General features: G+C 55.2%; 16 protein-coding genes. 5 read left to right on the top strand and 11 right to left on the bottom strand.

All coding sequences use genetic code 11. The features are described from left to right. Nucleotides 1-112: 112 nt before the first annotated feature. On the top strand, nucleotides 113-979 hold the full coding sequence (locus AC6I8T_RS10915) for a crotonase/enoyl-CoA hydratase family protein (protein ID WP_208723507.1): 867 nt from the start codon (nucleotides 113-115) through the stop codon (nucleotides 977-979). A gap of 15 nt (nucleotides 980-994) precedes the next feature. Here the strand turns inward: AC6I8T_RS10915 and pdeR are convergent, their stop codons facing one another. From pdeR to AC6I8T_RS10890, 5 genes are all read right to left on the bottom strand, one after another. Beyond that, nucleotides 995-2,980: a cyclic di-GMP phosphodiesterase gene (gene pdeR / locus AC6I8T_RS10910; protein WP_021183108.1), complete on the bottom strand. Its 1,986-nt coding sequence runs from the start codon at nucleotides 2,978-2,980 to the stop codon at nucleotides 995-997. Nucleotides 2,981-3,136: 156 nt separating this feature from the next. Then, complete coding sequence (locus AC6I8T_RS10905; RefSeq protein ID WP_021183109.1) at nucleotides 3,137-3,421, bottom strand: YbdD/YjiX family protein; 285 nt, start codon at nucleotides 3,419-3,421, stop codon at nucleotides 3,137-3,139. Further along, a complete protein-coding gene (locus AC6I8T_RS10900) occupies nucleotides 3,414-5,480 on the bottom strand; it encodes a carbon starvation CstA family protein (protein WP_497833820.1) in 2,067 nt (688 codons plus the stop codon). The genes AC6I8T_RS10905 and AC6I8T_RS10900 overlap by 8 nt, the downstream gene beginning before the upstream one ends. A 219-nt stretch (nucleotides 5,481-5,699) precedes the next feature. After that, entirely contained in the window at nucleotides 5,700-7,634 is a 1,935-nt protein-coding gene (locus AC6I8T_RS10895) for an exoribonuclease II (RefSeq protein WP_497833819.1), read from the bottom strand. Nucleotides 7,635-7,759: 125 nt separating this feature from the next. Then, the gene (locus AC6I8T_RS10890) at nucleotides 7,760-10,066 is read right to left on the bottom strand and encodes an FdhF/YdeP family oxidoreductase (RefSeq protein ID WP_208723504.1); all 2,307 of its coding nucleotides are present in this window, start codon (nucleotides 10,064-10,066) and stop codon (nucleotides 7,760-7,762) included. 248 nt (nucleotides 10,067-10,314) lie between these two features. On the opposite strand from AC6I8T_RS10890, the gene AC6I8T_RS10885 reads away from it, so the two are divergent. The 3 genes from AC6I8T_RS10885 (at nucleotide 10,315) to AC6I8T_RS10875 (ending at nucleotide 13,607) form a co-directional block, all read left to right on the top strand. After that, nucleotides 10,315-11,904, top strand: coding sequence for a PTS transporter subunit EIIC (locus AC6I8T_RS10885; RefSeq protein WP_497833818.1), 1,590 nt, complete (start codon nucleotides 10,315-10,317; stop codon nucleotides 11,902-11,904). Nucleotides 11,905-11,974: 70 nt separating this feature from the next. After that, entirely contained in the window at nucleotides 11,975-12,694 is a 720-nt protein-coding gene (locus AC6I8T_RS10880; protein ID WP_036625134.1) for a YoaK family protein, read from the top strand. A gap of 16 nt (nucleotides 12,695-12,710) precedes the next feature. Beyond that, complete coding sequence (locus AC6I8T_RS10875; RefSeq protein ID WP_208723502.1) at nucleotides 12,711-13,607, top strand: LysR family transcriptional regulator; 897 nt, start codon at nucleotides 12,711-12,713, stop codon at nucleotides 13,605-13,607. Here the strand turns inward: AC6I8T_RS10875 and AC6I8T_RS10870 are convergent. Then, the gene (locus AC6I8T_RS10870) at nucleotides 13,604-14,716 is read right to left on the bottom strand and encodes a CMD domain-containing protein (RefSeq protein WP_208723501.1); all 1,113 of its coding nucleotides are present in this window, start codon (nucleotides 14,714-14,716) and stop codon (nucleotides 13,604-13,606) included. The two genes, AC6I8T_RS10875 and AC6I8T_RS10870, sit on opposite strands and share 4 nt — an antisense overlap. Nucleotides 14,717-15,130: 414 nt before the next feature. Here AC6I8T_RS10870 and AC6I8T_RS10865 point away from each other — a divergent pair, with 414 nt between their 5' ends. Then, nucleotides 15,131-15,724 (top strand): hypothetical protein, encoded by a 594-nt coding sequence (locus AC6I8T_RS10865; protein WP_497833817.1) that lies wholly within the window; start codon nucleotides 15,131-15,133, stop codon nucleotides 15,722-15,724. A gap of 93 nt (nucleotides 15,725-15,817) precedes the next feature. Here AC6I8T_RS10865 and fabI read toward each other — a convergent pair whose 3' ends face one another. From fabI to sapB, 5 genes are all read right to left on the bottom strand, one after another. Further along, nucleotides 15,818-16,606, bottom strand: a complete 789-nt coding sequence (gene fabI, locus AC6I8T_RS10860) for an enoyl-ACP reductase FabI (protein ID WP_021183118.1) — start codon at nucleotides 16,604-16,606, stop codon at nucleotides 15,818-15,820. A gap of 141 nt (nucleotides 16,607-16,747) precedes the next feature. After that, nucleotides 16,748-17,551: a putrescine export ABC transporter ATP-binding protein SapF gene (gene sapF, locus AC6I8T_RS10855; protein WP_021183119.1), complete on the bottom strand. Its 804-nt coding sequence runs from the start codon at nucleotides 17,549-17,551 to the stop codon at nucleotides 16,748-16,750. A 2-nt stretch (nucleotides 17,552-17,553) separates the two neighbouring features. Next, a complete protein-coding gene (gene sapD, locus AC6I8T_RS10850; RefSeq protein WP_021183120.1) occupies nucleotides 17,554-18,549 on the bottom strand; it encodes a putrescine export ABC transporter ATP-binding protein SapD in 996 nt (331 codons plus the stop codon). Next, nucleotides 18,549-19,439, bottom strand: coding sequence for a putrescine export ABC transporter permease SapC (sapC, locus tag AC6I8T_RS10845; protein ID WP_021183121.1), 891 nt, complete (start codon nucleotides 19,437-19,439; stop codon nucleotides 18,549-18,551). The genes sapD and sapC overlap by 1 nt, the downstream gene beginning before the upstream one ends. Further along, complete coding sequence (gene sapB, locus AC6I8T_RS10840; RefSeq protein ID WP_021183122.1) at nucleotides 19,426-20,391, bottom strand: putrescine export ABC transporter permease SapB; 966 nt, start codon at nucleotides 20,389-20,391, stop codon at nucleotides 19,426-19,428. Before sapB ends, sapC begins: the two co-directional genes overlap by 14 nt.

Genomic DNA, 20,391 nt, shown 5'->3' with positions numbered 1-20,391 from the left:
TCGGGGAAATCTCTGGAATTTGCTTTATAAATCAATCTCTCATTTGGTCTGGCCTCACTCTGGATTACGCTGATATTGCGTTTAACGCATCACATAACTAGAGGATGAGACTATGACAGTGATTAACCAACCGACATGCCGACTGTTCACCGAAGTCGGACAAACCACTCAACTGGCTGCCTATTATGAAGAAGGGCGTCACACCATGTGGATGATGCTGCGGGCGCAACCTCGACCCAGTTTCAACCACGAGTTAATCGAAGAGATCATGAACCTGAGCTACGCGGCGCAGCGTTCCGGTTTACCGATTGATTTCTGGGTGACGGGATCGTTAGTTCCTCAGATGTTTAACGCCGGGGGCGATTTACGCTTCTTTGTTGAATGCATTCGCAACAACCGGCGCGAAGCTCTGCGTGCCTACGCCCGTGCCTGCGTGGATTGCATCCATTCAGCCGCCCGAGGCTTTGATACTGGCGCGGTGACGCTGGCAATGATCGAGGGTAGTGCTCTCGGCGGAGGATTTGAAGCCGCCCTGGCGCACCACTTCATTCTGGCGCAAAACAGCGCACGCATGGGGTTCCCGGAAATTGCGTTTAACCTGTTCCCCGGCATGGGCGGATACTCGTTAGTGGCGCGCCGCGCGGGGATGAAGCTGGCTGAAGAGTTAATTTGTGAAGGGGAGTCACACAGCGCGGAGTGGTATGAAACCCGTGGTCTGGTCGACAAAGTGTTCCAGCCTGGTGACAGCTATCGCACTACACGCACCTTCATCGACACTTTACGTCCCAAACTGAATGGCATACGGGCGATGCTTAAAGCACGTCAGCGCGTGTTGCAACTCTCAAGGGCGGAACTGATGGATATAACGGAAGATTGGGTGGATTATGCCTTCACGCTGGAACCGAAAGACATTGCTTATATGGAACGTCTGGTGCAACTGCAAAACCGTCATAGCGCATCCTTGCGCAAAGCCGGATAATCTCGCAGTTCAGCGTTAAACGCGGGCAGGATGCTTAGCCAGCCAATGCCCGAGCTGGTCTGCGGGCATTGGTTTTGCGTAAAAATAACCCTGACGCCCATCGACGCCGTTAGCCATCACAAATTTTTCTTCGGCTTTGGTTTCAATACCCTCGGCAATCACCTGCAACTCCAGGGCTTTGGCCACAGCCATAATGGCACGCACCAGGGACTGTGCCACCGGTTGCTTATTGATATTACGAATAAAACTCTGGTCCAGCTTGATGGCGTCAATCGGTACTCGCGCCAACTGTGACAGGGAAGAGTAACCGGTCCCGAAATCGTCAAGATGCACCTGTGCCCCCAGCTCCTGAAACTGTTTCATTAGTTTCAGTGCATCGGCTTCGTTTTCGATCAGGCAGCTTTCAGTCAGTTCGATATCAATCGGGCAATCCTTGATGCCACTCTCAATCAGGGCCTGCTTCAGATCGCTATAGATACTCTGATCAATCAATTGCTTGGCTGAAACATTCACGGCCACCCGCAACCAGATCCCTTCTTTGCGCCACGCAATCACCTGCTGCAACACATTCAGCATCACCCAGCGCCCCAGCGGCACAATCAGACCGGATTCTTCCGCATAAGCAATAAAATCACCTGGTGGCACCAGGCCACGCTCCGGCGAATTCCAGCGTACCAGCGCTTCGGCACTGCGCACCTCGCCATCACGGTCGATTTTCGGTTGGTAATACACCACCAGGTGATCCTGGTCCAGGGCTTTACGCAGATTGGTATCCAGCCACAGATACTCAAACACGCGCTGATTCATCTCGCTGGCAAACACGCAAAACTTGCCGCGGCCATTTTCTTTGGCGTGATACATGGCGGTATCGGCATTGCGGATCAGGCTTTCACGGTCTTCGCCATGCAAGGGGGCAAGGGCGATGCCGAGCGAGCAGCCGCTATAAACCTCAATCAGTCCGATGCGAAAAGGCTGACGCAGCCGTTCGAGGATCCGCGAAGCCATCGCTTCCAGCGCCGCCTGGCTGGTATTTTCTGCCAGTACCACAAACTCGTCACCGCCGAGGCGCGCCAGGGTTTGATCTTTGCCGAGGCAGCTAAGGATCGCCAGCGAAACCGCCTGTAGTAACTGGTCACCGAACATGTGCCCGTAGGCGTCATTCACCTTCTTGAAATTGTCTAAGTCGAGATACACCACGCCGGTTTGCGTGCCTTTCGCCGTCTCAAGTGCCAGACTAATTTGCTGATGGATGGCATTGCGATTGGGTAACCCAGTCACCGTATCGGTGTTGGCCAGCACGCGCAGACGCTCCTGGGCCCGGCGCTCCTCGGTAATATCCGTTCCTGAACAGATGAGGAAAATTTCATTTTTTCCGCTGCCGCTGTGAACGAACTTATTACGAAACAGAAACAGTCGCTGACCTTTCTTGGTTTTGATCCAGCGTTCCACTTCATAAGAGTTGCCGTCGCGAAAAAATCCGGCGATGTTGCGGCGGGAGGCCTGGGCTTCCTGTTTGGTCATGAATAGCTGGAACACATTACGGCCAATCACTTCGTGTTCTTTCAGGCCAGTGTATTCTTCACTTAACCGATTAAAACGTTGAATGTTACCTCGTTGGTCGAGGATAACGATCACCGAGTTGGCCTCGGAAACCACTTGCTCAGCAAACGACAGGCCCAGCGTCAAATCGCGTGCGACAGAAGAGGTGTCTCCCCAGGCTGATGCGGTGCCTGCCCACGTCGCCTGGTTCACTTTACGACCGACAAAATGCATCGGCACCGGTACGCCATGCAGCGACAGCGTCAGGTTGATGCTGGAGGTAATCACGGTCATGGCGCGCAACAAACTCGCCTGTGCCGGGGTTAGCGGAACGGCCAGATTGGTATGGGCATTTTCCTCTTCGGCAAAATGTAAAGCATCGCTGTCCGCAGTCAGACGCCAATGAGGGCTGGTGGTGCCAAACAAGGTGTATAGCAACGTTTGCCCTTGTTCATCGGTCATGGAAACTTCCTCCAGGGAGTTCTCAGCAGGCGGTATCTCATTATTTTAGCAACAGTATTCATCCTCTTGCGTAAGCACAAGATGCAATCCAAATATATTTTTGTTTAGATAAATGAATGGCACGAAAAAGCCCCAAAAATTTGGGGCTAAACAGGATTAACACGGGCACTTACCCAATTTTCCTGGCTGGCTGGGAAAGCGGGCGTCGAGGCAGTAACGATAAAATTCGCGTTCACTCATCGGGGGCTGTTCGGGATGATGCAGACGCATATGCTGTAGATAATTTTGATAATCGTGTACGCCGACCATTAAGCGAAAGCTCTGCTGCAAGCCACGCCAGATTTTTTGCCAGCGGGTGCGCGGCGGCTCTCCCAGCGGCAGACACTGATTTATCTGCCAGCGCCCGGCCGGTTTACGCCAGGCTAAAATCGCCTCAGACATTACGCACCTCCTTACGCAGCGACACCGGTGCCTCATGCACGGTCGGCACGTCACTGCGCAGGGCACGGCGAATGACAAAGAAGGCCGCGATCAACATGGTGACGGCCACCAGCATGAAGAAACCGCACAGCAGGGCGTTAATCTGGTTGCTGAACACGATGGTTTGCATATCAGCGACGGTTTTCGCGGGTGCGATAATCACGCCCTCATCCAGACCTTTGCGGAACTTATTCGCCTGGGCAAGGAAACCAATCGACGGTTTTTCATGGAAAATCTTTTGCCATCCGGCGGTCATTGAGGTGATAAACAACCAGGCAGTTGGCAGAATCGTCACCCACGCGTAACGTTGTTTCTTCATCTTAAACAGCACCACGGTGCCGAGAATCAGCGCCATCGACGCCAGCATCTGGTTACCAATACCGAACAATGGCCACAAGGTGTTGATGCCGCCCAGGGGATCGACCACGCCCTGATAGACAAAGAAACCCCAACCCGCAACAGCCACGGTGGTTCCCGCCATATTGCCGAGCCATGAACGGTTATTGGCAAGTGAAGGCACCACGGTGCCGACCAAATCCTGCACCATAAAACGGCAGGCACGCGTACCGGCGTCCACGGCGGTAAGGATAAACAAGGCTTCGAACAGAATGGCGAAGTGATACCAGAACGCCATCATGGCGCGGCTGTTGAACACCTCAGTAATGATATGTGCCATTCCTACGGCGAAGGTTGGCGCACCACCCGCACGGGACAGGATGGTCTTCTCACCCACTTCAGAAGCGATGGTGGTCAGCATTTCCGGTGTGACGACAAAACCCCAGCCATTAATCACCTGCGACGCGTTTTCCACGGTGGAGCCAATCAGCGCCGTCGGGGCGTTCATGGCAAAGTAGACGCCCGGATCCAGCACCGACGCGCAAATCAGCGCCATGATGGCGACAAAGGATTCCATCAGCATCGCGCCATAGCCAATAAAACGAATATGGCTTTCACGTTCCACCAGTTTCGGCGTGGTGCCGCTGGAGACTAACGCATGGAAACCAGAAATCGCGCCACAGGCGATGGTGATAAACAGGAACGGGAACAGCGCCCCGGAAAACACCGGGCCGGTACCATCGATAAACTTAGTTACCGCAGGCATCTTCAATTCTGGCATGGCAAACAAAATGCCGATCGCCAGACCAATAATCACGCCAATTTTCAGGAAGGTAGAGAGATAGTCACGCGGTGCCAGCAGTAGCCATACCGGCAGCGATGAGGCAACAAAACCATAAATCACCAGCACCCAGGTGAGTTCCGTGCCTTTCAGGGTGAAGAACGGTCCCCAGAAGGGATGTTGTGCGATATCACCGCCAAAAATAATCGCCGCCATCATCAGTACAAAACCAATAATCGACACCTCAGCGATTTTTCCCGGGCGCAGAAAGCGCATATACACGCCCATAAACAGCGCAATCGGGATAGTCGCGGCGATGGTGAACAACCCCCAGGGGCTGTTCGCCAGCGCTTTGACCACCACCAACGCCAGGGCCGAAAGAATAATGATCATCACCCCGAGTGCGCCAAGCATGGTGATCACCCCGGCAAAACTGCCGAGTTCCTGGCGCGCCATTTCACCCAGCGAACGCCCATCGCGGCGGGTGGAGATAAACAGCACGAGGAAATCCTGTACTGCGCCAGCCAGCATCACACCGACCAGAATCCAGATGGTGCCTGGCAGGAAACCCATTTGTGCCGCGAGGATCGGGCCGACCAGTGGGCCAGCACCGGCAATGGCGGCAAAGTGGTGGCCGAACAGCACCCACTTGTTGGTAGGCACGTAATCCAGACCATCGTTAAAGCGCTCCGCTGGCGTACGGCGGCGATCGTCCAGTTCGAAAATACGGCGGGCAATAAACAGGCTGTAAAAGCGATAAGCGATGCTGTAGCACGCCACGGCGGCAATCACCAACCAGACGGCATTGACGTGTTCACCACGGCTTAGCGCCAGCATGGCGAACGACGCCGCACCAATTAACGCCACCGCTAACCAGATCAATCCGGTTTTGACGTTGTTCATGAGTTAACTCCTTGTAGGGACCGGGAAAAATAAACGATCGAATACAACAAGTTAAAAATAATGTAATGGAATGTAAGCGACAGCGAATCGATGAAGAAGTGTGAAGCGAGGTGCAAATTTAACAATTACTTAAAAGGAGGAGTCCCGTAGCGGCGCGATTTATCGCGCGCTTTTTAAAACCTGCGCGATAAATCGCACCGCTACGGGTGATGTCAGAACTTAACTGGCAGGACGCGCCACTACACTACGCGTTTCCATACGCACTTCGGCGATGGTCACGTCGATCACATCGGTGACGCGATAAACGACTTCACCTTTGATCTGTACGGTGCCGTTTTCCTGGGAACACACCAGCTCATCACGCACCGCGTGGATGAACGGGGCAGGGATAAAGGCTACCGCGCCATTCTCCAGCAGACGCACACGCATACCACCACGGGAAACGTCGATGATTTCTGCGCTGAACTTGCGATCGCCACCGGCAAACGGCGCGAGGAAACGCGCGTACAACCAGTCACCGACATCGCGCTCGGCCATACGGTTCAGGCGGCGACGTTCGCTCATGGTCACGGTCACATCATCCTGCGGGCGATTGATCGCTTCACCGCGAATAATGGCTTTCAGCAGGCGATGGTTAATCATATCGCCGAACTTACGGATGGGTGAGGTCCAGGTAGCGTAAGCCTCAAGACCAAGGCCAAAGTGCGGGCCTGGCTCGGTGCTGATTTCAGCAAAGGCCTGGAAACGACGGATACGGCTGTCGAGATACTGGGTCGGCTGGGCATCCAGCTCACGGCGCAGCTGACGGAAACCTTCCAGCGTAGTGATGGCCTGCGCATCAACGGTGATACCGTGTCCGGCCAACACGCCTGCTGCCTGTTCGGCGTTGGCGAGGTCGAAACCGGTATGCACGTTATAGATACCGAAGCCCAGCTTCTGTTGCAGCACGCGGGCGGCACAGACGTTCGCGAGGATCATCGCTTCTTCTACGATACGGTTCGCGATGCGGCGAGGCTCGGCAATGATATCCAGCACTTCACCTTTTTCACCCAGGACAAAGCGGTAATCCGGACGGTCTTTGAACACCAGGGCGTGAGTTTGACGCCAGTCGCCGCGCGCCAGACACAGACGATGCAGCAGACGAATCTGTTGGGCAATGGCATCACTGGCGGGCTGCCAGCTACCGTTGTTTTCCAGCCAGTCTGATACTTCGTCATAGACCAGTTTAGCTTTGGATTCGATCCAGGCGGCAAAGAAATGGATATCGTCGGCCAGGCTACCGTCTTTCAACACGGTAACGCGGCACGCCAGCGCCGGACGGCGTACATTCGGGCGCAGCGAGCAAACGTCATCAGACAGTTCACGCGGCAGCATCGGGATGTTGAAGCCCGGCAGATAGTTAGTGAAGGCGCGTTTCGCGGCCAGTTTGTCCAGCGCGCTGCCTTCCGGCACATAAGCGGTAGGATCGGCAATGGCGATAGTCAGCAGCAGGTTGCCTTCGGCAGTCTCTTCTGCGTACAGCGCATCGTCCATATCTTCGGTGCTGGCGCTGTCGATGGTGACGAAATCGAGCGCGGTCAGGTCTTCACGCGTCAGATGCTCATCAATCATCTCACCAAAACCGACTTCCGGCGCTTCACGCTCCAGGTTGTGGCGCGACAGCGTGACCCACCACGGTGCCAGATGGTCATCCGCAGTGGTAATAAATTCGGTCAGTTCGGCATAAAAGCCACGATCGCCTTTCAGAGGATGGCGACGCATTTCAGCCACGGCCCAGTCACCGGCCTGGAAATCGTGGGTCACGCCACGGGCAGCACGGCACTGAATAGCATCTTTCAGCAGCGGATGATCTGGCACGATAGACAGGCGATCATCTTTCTTCTGTACGCGGCCGACAAAACGCGTCAGGAATGGCTCAACCAGGCTTTCCGGCTCGGCACTTTCGCGATCTTTATCGGTGTGGATCACAGCAACGATGCGGTCGCCGTGCATCACTTTCTTCATTTGCGGCGGTGGAATGAAGTAGCTTTTCTGAGCATCAACCTCCAGAAAGCCAAAACCTTTTTCCGTGCCTTTCACCACGCCTTCGGCGCGCGGCGTCTGCGCGTGGAGCTTCTCTTTCAGCTGCGCGAGCAGCGGGTTATCCTGGAACATAATTTATTTAGTTTCGTGGCCTAAGAGCGGCTGACAGTTTTACGCGAATCATGCCCGCGCGGCAAGGCCAAAACAGGGTAAAAAGCCGCTTAACGCGGCTTTTTTACCTTCTGATAACCTTCAGATCAGGCAATACGTTGGGTGGGTACGGCGGCAGTTAATGCCAGTTTGACTGGCACCGATTTTGAGGTCGGTGTGCCGCTGCCGTCACCGTAGCTGGAAAGCGGGACAAGTGGGTTGGTTTCCGGGTAATACGCCGCCAGGTTGCCACGCGGAATATTGTAGGGCACCAATTTAAAACCGCTGACGCGACGGGTCAAACCGTCGTTCCACAGGGTTTCGATATCCACCAGTTGGCCTTCAGTGAAGCCCAGTGCCTGCATATCATCCGGGTGAATAAACACCACTTCACGCTGACCGTAGACGCCACGATAACGGTCATCGAGGCCGTAAATGGTGGTGTTGTACTGGTCATGTGAACGCAGGGTTTGCAGCGTAAACGGCACTTCCACGTCGCCCAACTGCGGGAACAACGAGCTGGGCAGGGCGGCATTGCTGAACTCCGCCTTCTGCGACGGGGTGTTGAAACGCAATTCTGCGGCGGCGTTACCGAGGTAGAACCCCCCCGGGATGTCACATTTGGTGTTGAAGTCGGCAAAGCCAGGGATGGTGGCGGCAATATGATCGCGGATCAGATTGTAATCCCCGGCCAGCGCCAGCCAGTCCACTTTATCGCTGCCGAGAGTGGCATGAGCGATACCGGCGACAATCGCGGTTTCAGAACGTTGGGTATCCGCCAGCGGAATGCCTACGCCCTCAGAAGCGTGCACCATGCTGAAGGAGTCTTCCACGGTGATAAACTGGTTACCGGTTGCCTGACGATCGCGCTCGGTGCGGCCCAGCGTCGGCAGAATCAAGCCCTCATGGCCCGGCACCAGATGGCTGCGGTTGAGCTTGGTGCTGATATGTACCGTCAGACCACAACGTTGCAGCGCTTCTTCCGTCAGCGGCGAGTCCGGTGCGGCTGCTGCCAGGTTACCACCCAGCGCGATCAACACCTTCACTTCATCACGCAGCATGGCGTTCAGCGCCTCAACGGTGTTGTGGCCGTGCTCACGCGGTGGTTCAAAATCAAAATGCTGACCTAACGCATCGAGGAAGGGTTTACTCGGCTTCTCGTCAATGCCCATGGTACGGTTGCCCTGCACGTTACTGTGGCCACGAACCGGACACAGGCCCGCCCCTTTTTTGCCGAGCTGACCAAACAGCAGTTGCAGGTTAACAATTTCACGCACCGTATCCACCGAATGCTTGTGCTGGGTGATGCCCATCGCCCAGGTACAGATCACCCGGTCAGCACTTTGGTAAATGGCGGCGGCTTCGCGGATCTGCGCTTCGCTCAGACCGGACTGACGCACAATATCTTCCCAGCGAGTGTTATCCACCGCTGCCAGGTAAGCTTCCACGCCCTGCGTGGCGGCGTTGATAAAGGTTTCGTCAAACAGACCTTTTTCCCCGGCGGCAATCAGCGCGCGATGGGTTTCCAGCAGCGTTTTCACCATGCCGCGTATCGCAGCCATATCACCGCCGAGATTCGGCTGGTAATAGGCGGAGCTGATGGTGCCCGCCATCGAGGTCACCACTTCCAGCGGTTTTTGTGGATCGGCAAAACGCTCCAGACCACGCTCACGCAGGGTATTAAAGGTGACGATGCGTGCGCCGTGGTCGGCGGCATGACGCAGGCTGTGCAGCATACGCGGGTGGTTAGTCCCCGGATTCTGACCAAAGACGAAAATCGCATCTGCATGATCAAAATCGTCGAGACGAATGGTGCCTTTACCCACGCCGATACTACGTTTCAGGCCGGAGCCACTGGCTTCGTGGCACATGTTGGAGCAGTCGGGGAAGTTGTTGGTACCCATCAGGCGGCCAAACAATTGATACAGCCAGGACGCCTCGTTACTGGCGCGACCGGAGGTATACAGCTCCATCTGGTCGGGATTGTCCATCGCCTGTAAATGGCTGGCAACCAGCGCGAAAGCGTCGTCCCAGCTGATTGGCTCATAATGGTCGGTTTCGCGGTTGTAACGTAACGGGTGGGTCAGACGGCCCTGATATTCGAGGAAATAATCACTTTGTTGATACAGCGTGCTGACGCTGTGCTGGGCAAAGAACGCCGGCTCAACCACACGGCGGGTTGCTTCCCAGGTGACCGCTTTGGCACCGTTCTCACAGAAACTAAAAGTACTTTTGTTGTCATCGCCCCACGCGCAGCCGGGGCAATCAAAGCCGCGCGCCTTATTCATGCGCAACAGGTTACGCATGTTTTTCAGGGCAGCTTTACTGTCAAGGACAAAACGGGTGGTCGCTTCCAAAGAGCCCCATCCACCAGCAGCAGCGCGGTAGGGCTGAATTTTACGTTTAAATTTCATAGTAGATGCAGGCTTATTGTTTAGGAGTTGTTATCAGGATATGACGACTGTTGGCAAGAAGTTTGCGACTGACAGCAAAAGTTGTCTAATTGATTGACTTAATGGTGCGATAGGTGGCGTTTATCGCGTAAAACGGACAGAAGCGTGAGCCAGTTCAAACTTTGGCGGATCGCCAACGCGGTGCGGTTACGTGCGATGTCGATAACTGGCTAATAATTGTACTTTCAATTATTGCAAGGAACTGAACCATGAAGCCTTTGGCCAGCCAAATTCACGCTTTCGGTAAAGCCTTGATGATGCCCATCTCGGTGATTGCCGCTGCCGGGATCTTCCTCGGACTTGCCGCCGCCATGCAGAATCCGGCGATCACCGGTGACGCCTTCGTACAGATGCAGGTGCCGCAGTTGATCATTGGTTTTATCCGTAAAGTGGCGGGCGCGTTGTTCGCCAACCTCCCGGTGTTCTTTGCTGTTGCCAGTGCGATTGGACTGGCAACAGCAGAGAAGCCCACCGCCGCCTTTGCCGCCGTGATTGGCTATATCGCCATGAATGTCGGTATCAGCACCACGCTGGCGGCCAAAGGGCTGACAGCCGCCACCACCACGCCGCAGGCGCTACAACAGGCGGGGATGGATCAGACCACCGCGATGATGACCTCAGCGGAATATATCGAGATGCTGGGCATTTTCACCTACAACATGAGCGTGCTGGGAGGGGTGATTGCGGGGCTTACCACCGTGGCGCTGCACAATCGCTTCTATACTCAGCAACTCCCCACCGCCATTAGCTTTTTTGGCGGGCGACGCTTTGTACCGATTGTCACCATCGTGGTGTTGCCGTTGATCGGGGTGTTGCTGGCGTTGATTTGGCCGACCATCGGTGCCGCCATTGCATGGGTGGGGCAGATGATTGGGAAAAGCGGCCAGTACGGTGCGTTTTTACTGGGTGCCTGCGAACGGTTACTGATCCCGACCGGATTGCACCATATCCTCAATGAAACCGTCCGTTTCACCCCGATTGGCGGCATGGCGACGGTAGACGGGCAAACCATTGTCGGTGCGCTAAACATTTTCAACACCTCGCTGACTAATCCCGGCGCGATCCCGGATGCTACCGTGCGTACCGCGACGCAGTTTCTGGCCCAGGGCAAAATTCCGGTGATGATGTTCGGTTTGCCTGCGGCGGCGTTGGCGATCTACCACACCGCCCGCCCGGAGCATAAGCAGCGCGTCAAAGCGCTGATGCTGGCCGGTGCGCTGACCTCCTTTACCACCGGCATTACCGAACCGCTGGAATTCTGCTTTATCTTCGTCTCGCCGGTGCTGTATATCCTGCACGCGCTGCTGATGGGGTTGTCGTTTATGCTGATGTCGATGCTGCACCTGATGATCGGAAACGTGCAGGGTGGTGCCATCGATTTGGTGGTGTTCGGCATTCTCGGCGGCAGCAAAACCCAGTGGTGGTGGACGCTGGTGTTGGGGGTGATTTACGTACCGATTTACTACTACGGATTCCGCTTTGTCATCACCCGTATGGGGGTGGAAACACCGGGACGTGAATCTGACGATGAACACAAACCTGTACAGGTGGCAGTCGATGAACGTACCCGGGTCATCATCAGCGGGTTGGGTGGTGAAGCCAATATCGAGGACGTCGATTGCTGCTTTACCCGGTTGCGCGTACGTGTCAAACAGATGAATGAAGTGGTGGACCAGACACTGATGACCACCGGTGCCAATGGCGTCAATCGAGTCAGCGAGCATGACGTGCAGGTGATTTACGGTCCCCAGGTGGAAAAGATTGCCAACGAGGTGAAAAGTGCGTTGGGTGTCGCCTGACCGGAAAGCGCTTGAGAATATTCAGCGCTGGCAGGATGATAGCCAAATTGATGGTAGTCAGGGATATACCATGCTGTTAAGCACTGAAAGTTCCAGAACTTACAATACCGACCGCCGCCTCGCTTGTACCCTGGCGGCGGTGGCCGGGGCACTGAACACCGCGGCGTTTGAAACCGTGGGTTTTTTCTCCGCCAATATGACCGGCAACGTCTCGCTGTTGTCGGATCACCTGGCAAAAGTTGATCTCCACATCGGCCTGTTTTTCCTGGTGATTATCCTGCTGTTTATCGCCGGTTCCTCCGTCTCGACCCTGATTATCAATGCCGGGCGGCGGCGTGAAATTCGTGGCATCTATGCCATTAATATCTTTATTGAGGGCATTGCCTTGCTGGTGCTCGGCGTGCTGGAGAGTTGGTTTCCCAATAACGATTCTGGCGTGCAACTGATCTTCAGCCTGAGTTTTTTGTTGGGATTGCAGAATGCGGTGGTGACGCGGATTTCCAACGCGCGCGTCAGAACCACCCACGTTTCCGGCACCTCTACCGACATCGGTATCGAGTTGGCGATGCTGCTGGATGTGCTGCGGCGCAAAGAATCCCCCAAGGATGCCCCGTTGTACATTGAACGGTTGAAGCTGCATCTGTTCACGGTGTTGGCGTTCCTCGGTGGCGGGGTAGTGGGTATCGTGCTGTTAAAAGCCATTAGCTTTAAATTGTTATTAATGATTGGCCTGATGTTGACGATGATGTCACTGACCGCCTTGCATCGCGCCCGCCAGGTGGCACGATAATCCTTGTGAAAAAAGTATGGACATCAAACAGTTAATCTATCTTTGCAATCTTGAGCGCGAGCGCCATTTTGGCCGCGCGGCGGAGGCGAGCTTTGTCAGCCAGCCCACGCTGTCGATGCGCCTGAAAAACCTCGAGCGCGAGCTGGGGTTATCGCTGATCAATCGCAGCAACAATTTTGATGGCTTCACCCCGGAAGGTGAACGGGTGCTGGCGTGGGCGCGCGAGATAGTTTCCGTCTATCAGGGACTGAAGCTGGAAGTGGAATCGCTAAAACACGGCGTGAATGGCACCCTGCGTCTCGGCGTGATGCCGCAGTGCAGCGTGGCGTTACCTGCGTTGTTGAAGGCGGTGGAAGCCCGCTATCCGCAGCTTGACTACCGGGTGTCAGCCATGAGCGCCGATCAACTGCTGGATGCGCTCAACAGCCATACCGTTGATGGCGGGATTGGTTTTTTTGAACTCAATGCCCTGCGCGAGCTGCATTTCCAGACGGCGCTGCTGAAGGACAGTGGTGTGGAGGCGGTGTTCAACCCGGAATTTTTTCCGGCGTTGCTGGAACATCAGACGCTGGATCTGCCACTGCTTGCCAGTCAGCCTTTATGTCTCGCGGAGCCAACTCGCTATTTCCGACGTTATCTCGACAGCCAGTTGCGAGCGCGGGAGTTGCTGCCACGGGTGATCGTCGAAAGCGCGTCAATTATGCAGCTATTGCAAAGCGCACAGGTTGGATTGGGGGTGATGGTGTCACCGTGCGGGCATCTGTTGCCGGAAATGCTGCAAAACCTGCAACGCCGCCCGATTGCGATCGCCCCAATGGGACGGCAGGCGGCGTTGGTGATTGCTGAGCCGGGCAGGGCGACGCCGCTGGCTCAGCACTTCTTCGATGAGGCACGCGGGCATTTGCCCGATTAACGCGTCTCGCCCAACGCCATCGACAGGCGGTCCTGCCAGTTTGCCAGTGCCACCGCCTGAAGCAGGGTAAATATTCGCTCTGCGCTCCAGCCCGCGTTCAACAGCGGTTGCAGATGGGCAGCACTGAACCTTTCAGGTAAACGGGTCAGCTGGGCGCTCACCGTCACCAGTGGATTGTCACCGGCAACCTCCCTGAGCAGCGTCTGTCGTGCGCTACCCGCGAAGCGGTCGAACTGGCGCTGGCAGCCGAGGATGCGTGCGCTCACCGCCTGCACCAACGCTTCATCTTGCGCAAAATGATCGTTGAGTCGCTGCTGTAAAGTTGCCCAGCCATACAGCGCCTGGGCGTCATGCACCAGCAGCCAAACCGCATCTTCCAGACCATCCATCCCCTGACAAAAGGTGATGGCTGCCAGTTGTTCTGCGCTGGCGTAACGCAGTTCTACCGGTTTTAACGCATGCTGCCAGACCGGGGACGGTTGAAACAGCGCCGCATCGGCATCGGGTGGCGGTGATACGCCAGGGATCCAACGCACCGGCAGGCCCATGATCGCCTGCAAGGCGGCCACCACGCGCGCCTGATAGCTGACAAACCCCACTAACTGATTCAGGGTGACAATATCTGGTTCGGTCAGTCCAACGGCGTCCAGTGCGCTGATGCTGTTGGCGGTAATCAATGCCGGTTGCATCGCCAGTTGGCGTGCATATTGGGTGATTTGCGTCAGCCGGTTATTGCTTTCACGCGATGAATCAGGGCCGGGCAGCGGATTCAAACGTGCCGCATAATGATTGCACAACCGTTGCACCCCGGCGACCTGCGCCACGGTCAGCGCGGTGCTGAGGCGATCGTACAACGTCAGCGTATGGGTCAGGCTGGGGGTTAATGAATCGGGAAACAGGATTTGGCTCAGATCGCGCGCTGCCAGCAGCGCCGGCTGAAAACGCAGCAACAGCGGCTGTAACGCACTGGCTTCTTGCTGCAAACCCAGCAGAAAACGATCGTCGAGATAAGCCGCCTCGGGCACCAGCGGCGCGGCGGCGCTATGCTGCGGGCGGGTCTGGCTTTCGTAAAACCACTGGTCATGGCCTGGAGAACGCCGTTGTTCCATGGTCATTCCTTTTGCAAAAAACGGACTCGGTGTCGGTCGCCACAATCTGAAAATTCTGGGCGCACCAAAGGGCTAGCTTATCGTCGCCGAAGGGCGGTCCGGGGCAAAAGAATGATCGGTGATAATTAATAGCAAGAATGTATAAGGGGCGATTTATCGCATTGTTTGAGCAAGTATTGAGCCAGCGTGTGGCGAGTGTTTTGGTATGAATTTGTAGCGGCGCGATTTATCGCGCGATTTTTGTACACTCTGTAAAAGAACAGCGCGATAAATCGCGCCGCTACAGAATGTTCCTGAGTTGCGGGCTAAGAGCGGAACTAGCTCCCACATAGATTTTAGTTGTCATAATAATGTAGTCATGGAATGCAGTTGATGTACTAAACCTGCCCAACATTCACTTCGAGCAAGCCCAACATGAGAGAAATTAAACGATCTATCATTAACTTATCGGAGTTGCCAAATAACTATCCTACGCATGCCCATTCTTCAAAATTTTGGGAGACACTGGGACGGACAGTGGCGACATTCGGTTTTTTAGAGGAAGTTATCGGTAAAGCAATTTTTGCGATGACTAGCACCAGAAAATACAACGATTCACAGATCTTGGATGCGTATGAAAATTGGGTCGTGAAGCTAGAAAGATCAGTCAGTGATACGCTTGCTCCTCTGATTGATACTTACGGAAAATCTCTCCGTGAGCATACTGAGATTGCCAGCTTTCACTACGATGATTTATTGGCGCAACTGCGTGAGGCATCGATAATAAGAAATGTTCTCTGCCACGGTTCATGGCAAAAACCGGATGCCAGCGGTGCCTCGAAACCGTTTTTTGTAACCAGGAAAGGTGAGCAGTTTGATACGGCTCTTGATGAAACATCTCTGGACACCATCAGGCAGCATGTTGTTATGCTCATATGTGAGGTCATCAATACAGTCACATATATGGGGTATCAGTTTCCGGGTTCATCTTCACCTGGCGAGCCAATATGGAGTGGCAACAAAAATTGATGTACTCAGAAACAAGAAAGCCCGCATAAGGCGGGCTTTCTATGCTATTTCCTGATGGCAGGAAATATTTTTAAGCGTTGCATTCTCAGGAACTTATTTCAGTTCCAGCTCGTTCATCGCGGCAATGCTGAAGCCGCCATCAACGTGTACCACTTCACCCGTGATACCACCGGCCAGGTCGGAGCACAGGAAAGCCGCAGAGTTACCCACGTCTTCGATAGTCACGGTACGACGAATCGGGGTAACCGCTTCGCAGTGTGCCAGCATCTTACGGAAGTCTTTGATGCCTGAAGCAGCCAGAGTACGGATCGGGCCAGCAGACACGGCGTTAACACGCACGCCTTCCGGACCCATCGCGTTCGCCATGTAACGAACGTTGGCTTCCAGAGACGCTTTCGCCAGACCCATCACGTTGTAGTTCGGGATAGCGCGCTCTGCACCCAGGTAAGACAGGGTCAGCAGTGCTGAATTCGGGTTCAGCATCGCACGGCACTCTTTGGCCATCGCGACGAAGCTGTAGGCGCTGATGTCGTGAGCGATTTTGAAGCCTTCACGAGTAACGGCGTTGACATAGTCACCATCCAGCTGGTCGCCTGGGGCGAAACCGATGGAGTGAACGAAACCGTCAAATTTCGGCCAGGTTTTTGCCAGTTCGGTGAACAGCGCAGTGATGCTCTCGTCTTCTGCCACATCGCACGGCAGAACAATGTCTGAACCCAATTCTTTAGCAAACTCTTCCACACGACCTTTCAGTTTGTCGTTCTGGTAGGTGAAAGCCAGTTCTGCGCCCTGTTTGTGCATCGCCTGCGCAATACCGTAGGCGATGGAAAGTTTACTGGCAACGCCAGTAATCAGAATGCGCTTACCGGAAAGAAAACCCATAGCTGTAATCCTTATGGTCATTGTTGTTGGCGGTCGCAATGATTAAAAAGTGTGCGACCGACGTTAATCGACGTGCGGATTCTAGCACGTCTCTGTCAAATGCGGTAAATCGCACCGCGTTTTCCGCGATGCAGCGAACAATCAACGTTCACGCCGCCAGGCTTCGGCGGTGAGTGCTTCACCAAAATGGCTGGCAATTAACCGTTTGGTCAGCTCGTGCAGCGGGGAGGCCAGCACATCGGCGGTGCCGCCACGTTCCACCACCTCGCCCTGATGCATCACCAGCACCTGGTCGCTGATGTGCTTCATCATGCCGATATGCTGCGTGACATATATATAGGAGATGCCGTGCTTCTCCTGAAGTTCCAGCATTAAATTGACCAACTGCGAGCGCATGGTCATATCCAGCGACGCCAGTGCTTCATCGGCGATAATCACCTTTGGTTGCAGGATCAGCGCACGCGCCAGTGCCAGGCGTTGCTTTTGCCCGGGGGCCAGCATATGCGGGTAATACCCGGCATGATCGCGCAGCAAACCGACCTGGCGCAGCGTGGCGATAATGCGCTTCTCGCGCTCTTCATCGTCCAGCTCGGTGTTCAACCGTAAGGGGAAGTCCAGGATCTGACTGACGCGCTGGCGTGGATTGAGTGAGGTCGACGGGTCCTGAAAAATCATGCGGATGCGCTGGCTACGATAACCGTAGTCACCATACTCCAGCGGATGATCGTCAATCAGGATCTGTCCTTCAGTCGGCGCGACCATGCCACTTAACATCTTCGCCAGCGTGGATTTGCCGGAGCCGTTCTCACCAATAATCGCCAGCGTCTGTTTATCGCGCAGGGTAAAACTAACATCTTTCACCGCTTCCACATGCTGACGGCGGAATAACCCGGTGCGATAACGGAAGGTTTTGCTCAGGTTGCGCACTTCAAGCAGCGTTTCCATGCTTACTGGCCCTCCATATTCAGCGGGAAGTGGCAGGCGTAGAGATGCGCTTTGTTTCCGTTGAGACGCGGTGTCTCAATGCATTTGCGTTGTGCATAGGGACAGCGCGGCCCGAGACGGCAGCCAATTGGCAGATGCTCCAGCGAGGGAATCGCCCCGGTCAGGGTATTGAGACGGCTTTTATGCGGCAGTGCACTACCGAAATCGGGCATCGCGCGGATCAGCGCCTGGGTGTAGGGATGGTGGGGCGTTCCCATCAGGTCTTCACTTTGCGCGGTTTCTACCGTCTGGCCACAATACATCACGTTAATGCGATCGGCCCACTGGCTCATGGTGCGTAAGTCATGGCTGATCAGCAAAATGGTGGTGTTGTTGTTCTGGTTAAGGCGGCTTAACAGGCGGAAGATCTGGGCCTGGGTGGTGGGCTCCATCGCGTTAGTCGGCTCGTCGGCGATCAACAGACGTGGCTGATTCGCCAGCGCGATGGCGATCATCACCTTCTGACACTCCCCCTCGGTCAGCTCATAGGGGAAACTGCGCATAATGTCTTTATGATCCTTGATGCCGACGCGGTGCAACAGCTCAATGGCGCGCGCTTTGCGCCAGAACCACAGCCGTTGATACCAGTGACCTTTAAAGGTCCAACGTGGGATGGCCTGCATCAACTGGCGACCAATACTTTCTGAGGGATCAAGGCAGGATTGCGGCTCCTGGAAAATCATCGACACGTTATGGCCGACGATGCGACGGCGCTCGCGCGGCGAAAGGCGCAGTAAATCGATATCATCGAAACGCATACGGTCGGCGGTGACGCGCCAGTTGTCTTTGGTGACGCCACAGATGGCTTTCGCTACCAGGCTTTTGCCGGAGCCGGATTCGCCCACCAGACCGCGCACTTCGCCTTCGGTCAGGGTGAGGTTGATGCGGTCGACGGCTTTTACCGGCCCTTCGGCAGTCATAAATTCGATGGTCAGATTGCGAATATCAAGTAACGGCATTATTCAGCTCCCGCTTCTACGGCGCGACGGATGCCATCGCCCAGCAGGTTAACAATCAACACACTCACCATCAGCGCTGCGCCGGGCAGCATCACGGTCCAGGGCGCAACGTAAATCAGTTCCAGCGAGTCACCCAGCATCGCGCCCCATTCGGGCGAAGGCAGCTGTGCGCCAAGATCGAGAAAGCCGAGGGCCGCGATATCAAGGATCGCCATCGACAGGGCGCGGGTAAATTCCCCAACCAGCAGCGGCAGCACATTCGGCAGCACCGCGTTCCACAAAATATTCAGATTGCGCGCACCATCAAGGCGCAACGCCACCACATACTCTTTTTCCATCTCGTCATGCACGGCGGTGTAGATTTCGCGCACCAGTCGCGGGATCAGCGCCAGCCATACCGCCAGCATTGCATGTTCGAGGCGCGGGCCAAGAAACGCCACCACGATGATCGCCAGCAGCAGCGACGGAATTGACAGCAGGGTATCCAGTACGTGATTCATCACCGCTGAACGCAAACCGTGGGTAATGCCCGCCAGCACGCCGAGTAACAGGGCGCAGAAGCTGGCCAGCAATGTCACCAGAATGGCGGATCCCACTGTGGGCGCGACACCGCTCAACAGACGGCTCAATACATCGCGGCCCAGATCGTCAGTGCCGAGAAAGAACGACACATCGCCATAGCGGGACCACGACGGCGGTAGCAACTGGTAGCCCAGGAACTGCTGGTCGATGCCATAAGGGGCCAGCAAACCGCCAAACAGGCACAAAAACAGCAACGCGCCGAAGCCGTATAGACCAATCATCGCGCTGGTGTCGTGGTAAAAACGCTGCCAGCTAAGGCGGAAGGTGCCGGGCTGCCGTTTTTCGGCGTAGATATTATCGTAGGGCATACCATTCCTTATGTTTCAATGGATTAAGTGCGGCACCGACAATGTCAGATAACACATTAACCACAATCACCAGGCTACCCACCACCATCACGCCAGCTGAAATCGCTGCATAATCCTGCTGGCGAATGGCGTTGATCAACCAACGGCCCAGCCCCGGCCAGTTGAATACCACTTCAGTAATCATCGCCAGCGTCAACATGGTGGAGAACTGCAAACCCAGACGTGGGATCACTGGCGGCAACGCATTATGCAGCACATGACGACGGATAATGGTAAAGCGTGACAAACCCCGCGTGGCCGCTGCTTTGACATAGTTCTTATCCATCACTTCGCTGGTACTGCCGCGCAGCAGGCGAATCACTTCGGTAGTGGGTGCCACCGCCAGTACGATCACCGGCAAAATCATATGGGTCAGCGCGCTCATCAACATTTCATGACGCCACGGTGAATGGCTTATCCAGGCGTCAATCAGCGCAAAACCGGTGACGTTCTGCACCGGGTAGAGCAAATCAAAACGCCCTGATACCGGCAGCCAGCCGAGGGTTAATGAGAAGAACAGGGTAAACAGCAGCGCCAGCCAGAACACCGGCATAGAGAAGCCAAGCAGTGCCAGCGCGCTGATGGCCTTGTCCTGCCACTTATTACGCATCACCCCGGCGCAGATCCCTAGCGGAATACCGACCAGCAGGGCCAACATAAACGCCAGAATGCACAGTTCAAGGGTGGCAGGAAAAACCTCGCGCAACTGGAGATCAATCAATTGGCCGTTGGTGCTGGAAACACCAAAATCGAGCTGCAACAACCCCTTAAACCAGAACCACCAGGCATCAAACAGCGACGCACCTTCCAACGGGGCATTCGGGGTGAAGTAACTGAGACTGAAGCTGACCAGCGACAGCAAAAACAGCGTAATGATCAGTAGCAGCAGACGACGCAAGATATAGATGATCAT

The sequence above is a fragment of the Pantoea sp. X-Soil-OKNW-556 genome, assembly GCF_059730695.1.
The sequence above is the reverse complement of the archived record's forward strand: the minus strand, read 5'-3'. Positions and strand labels throughout refer to the sequence as shown.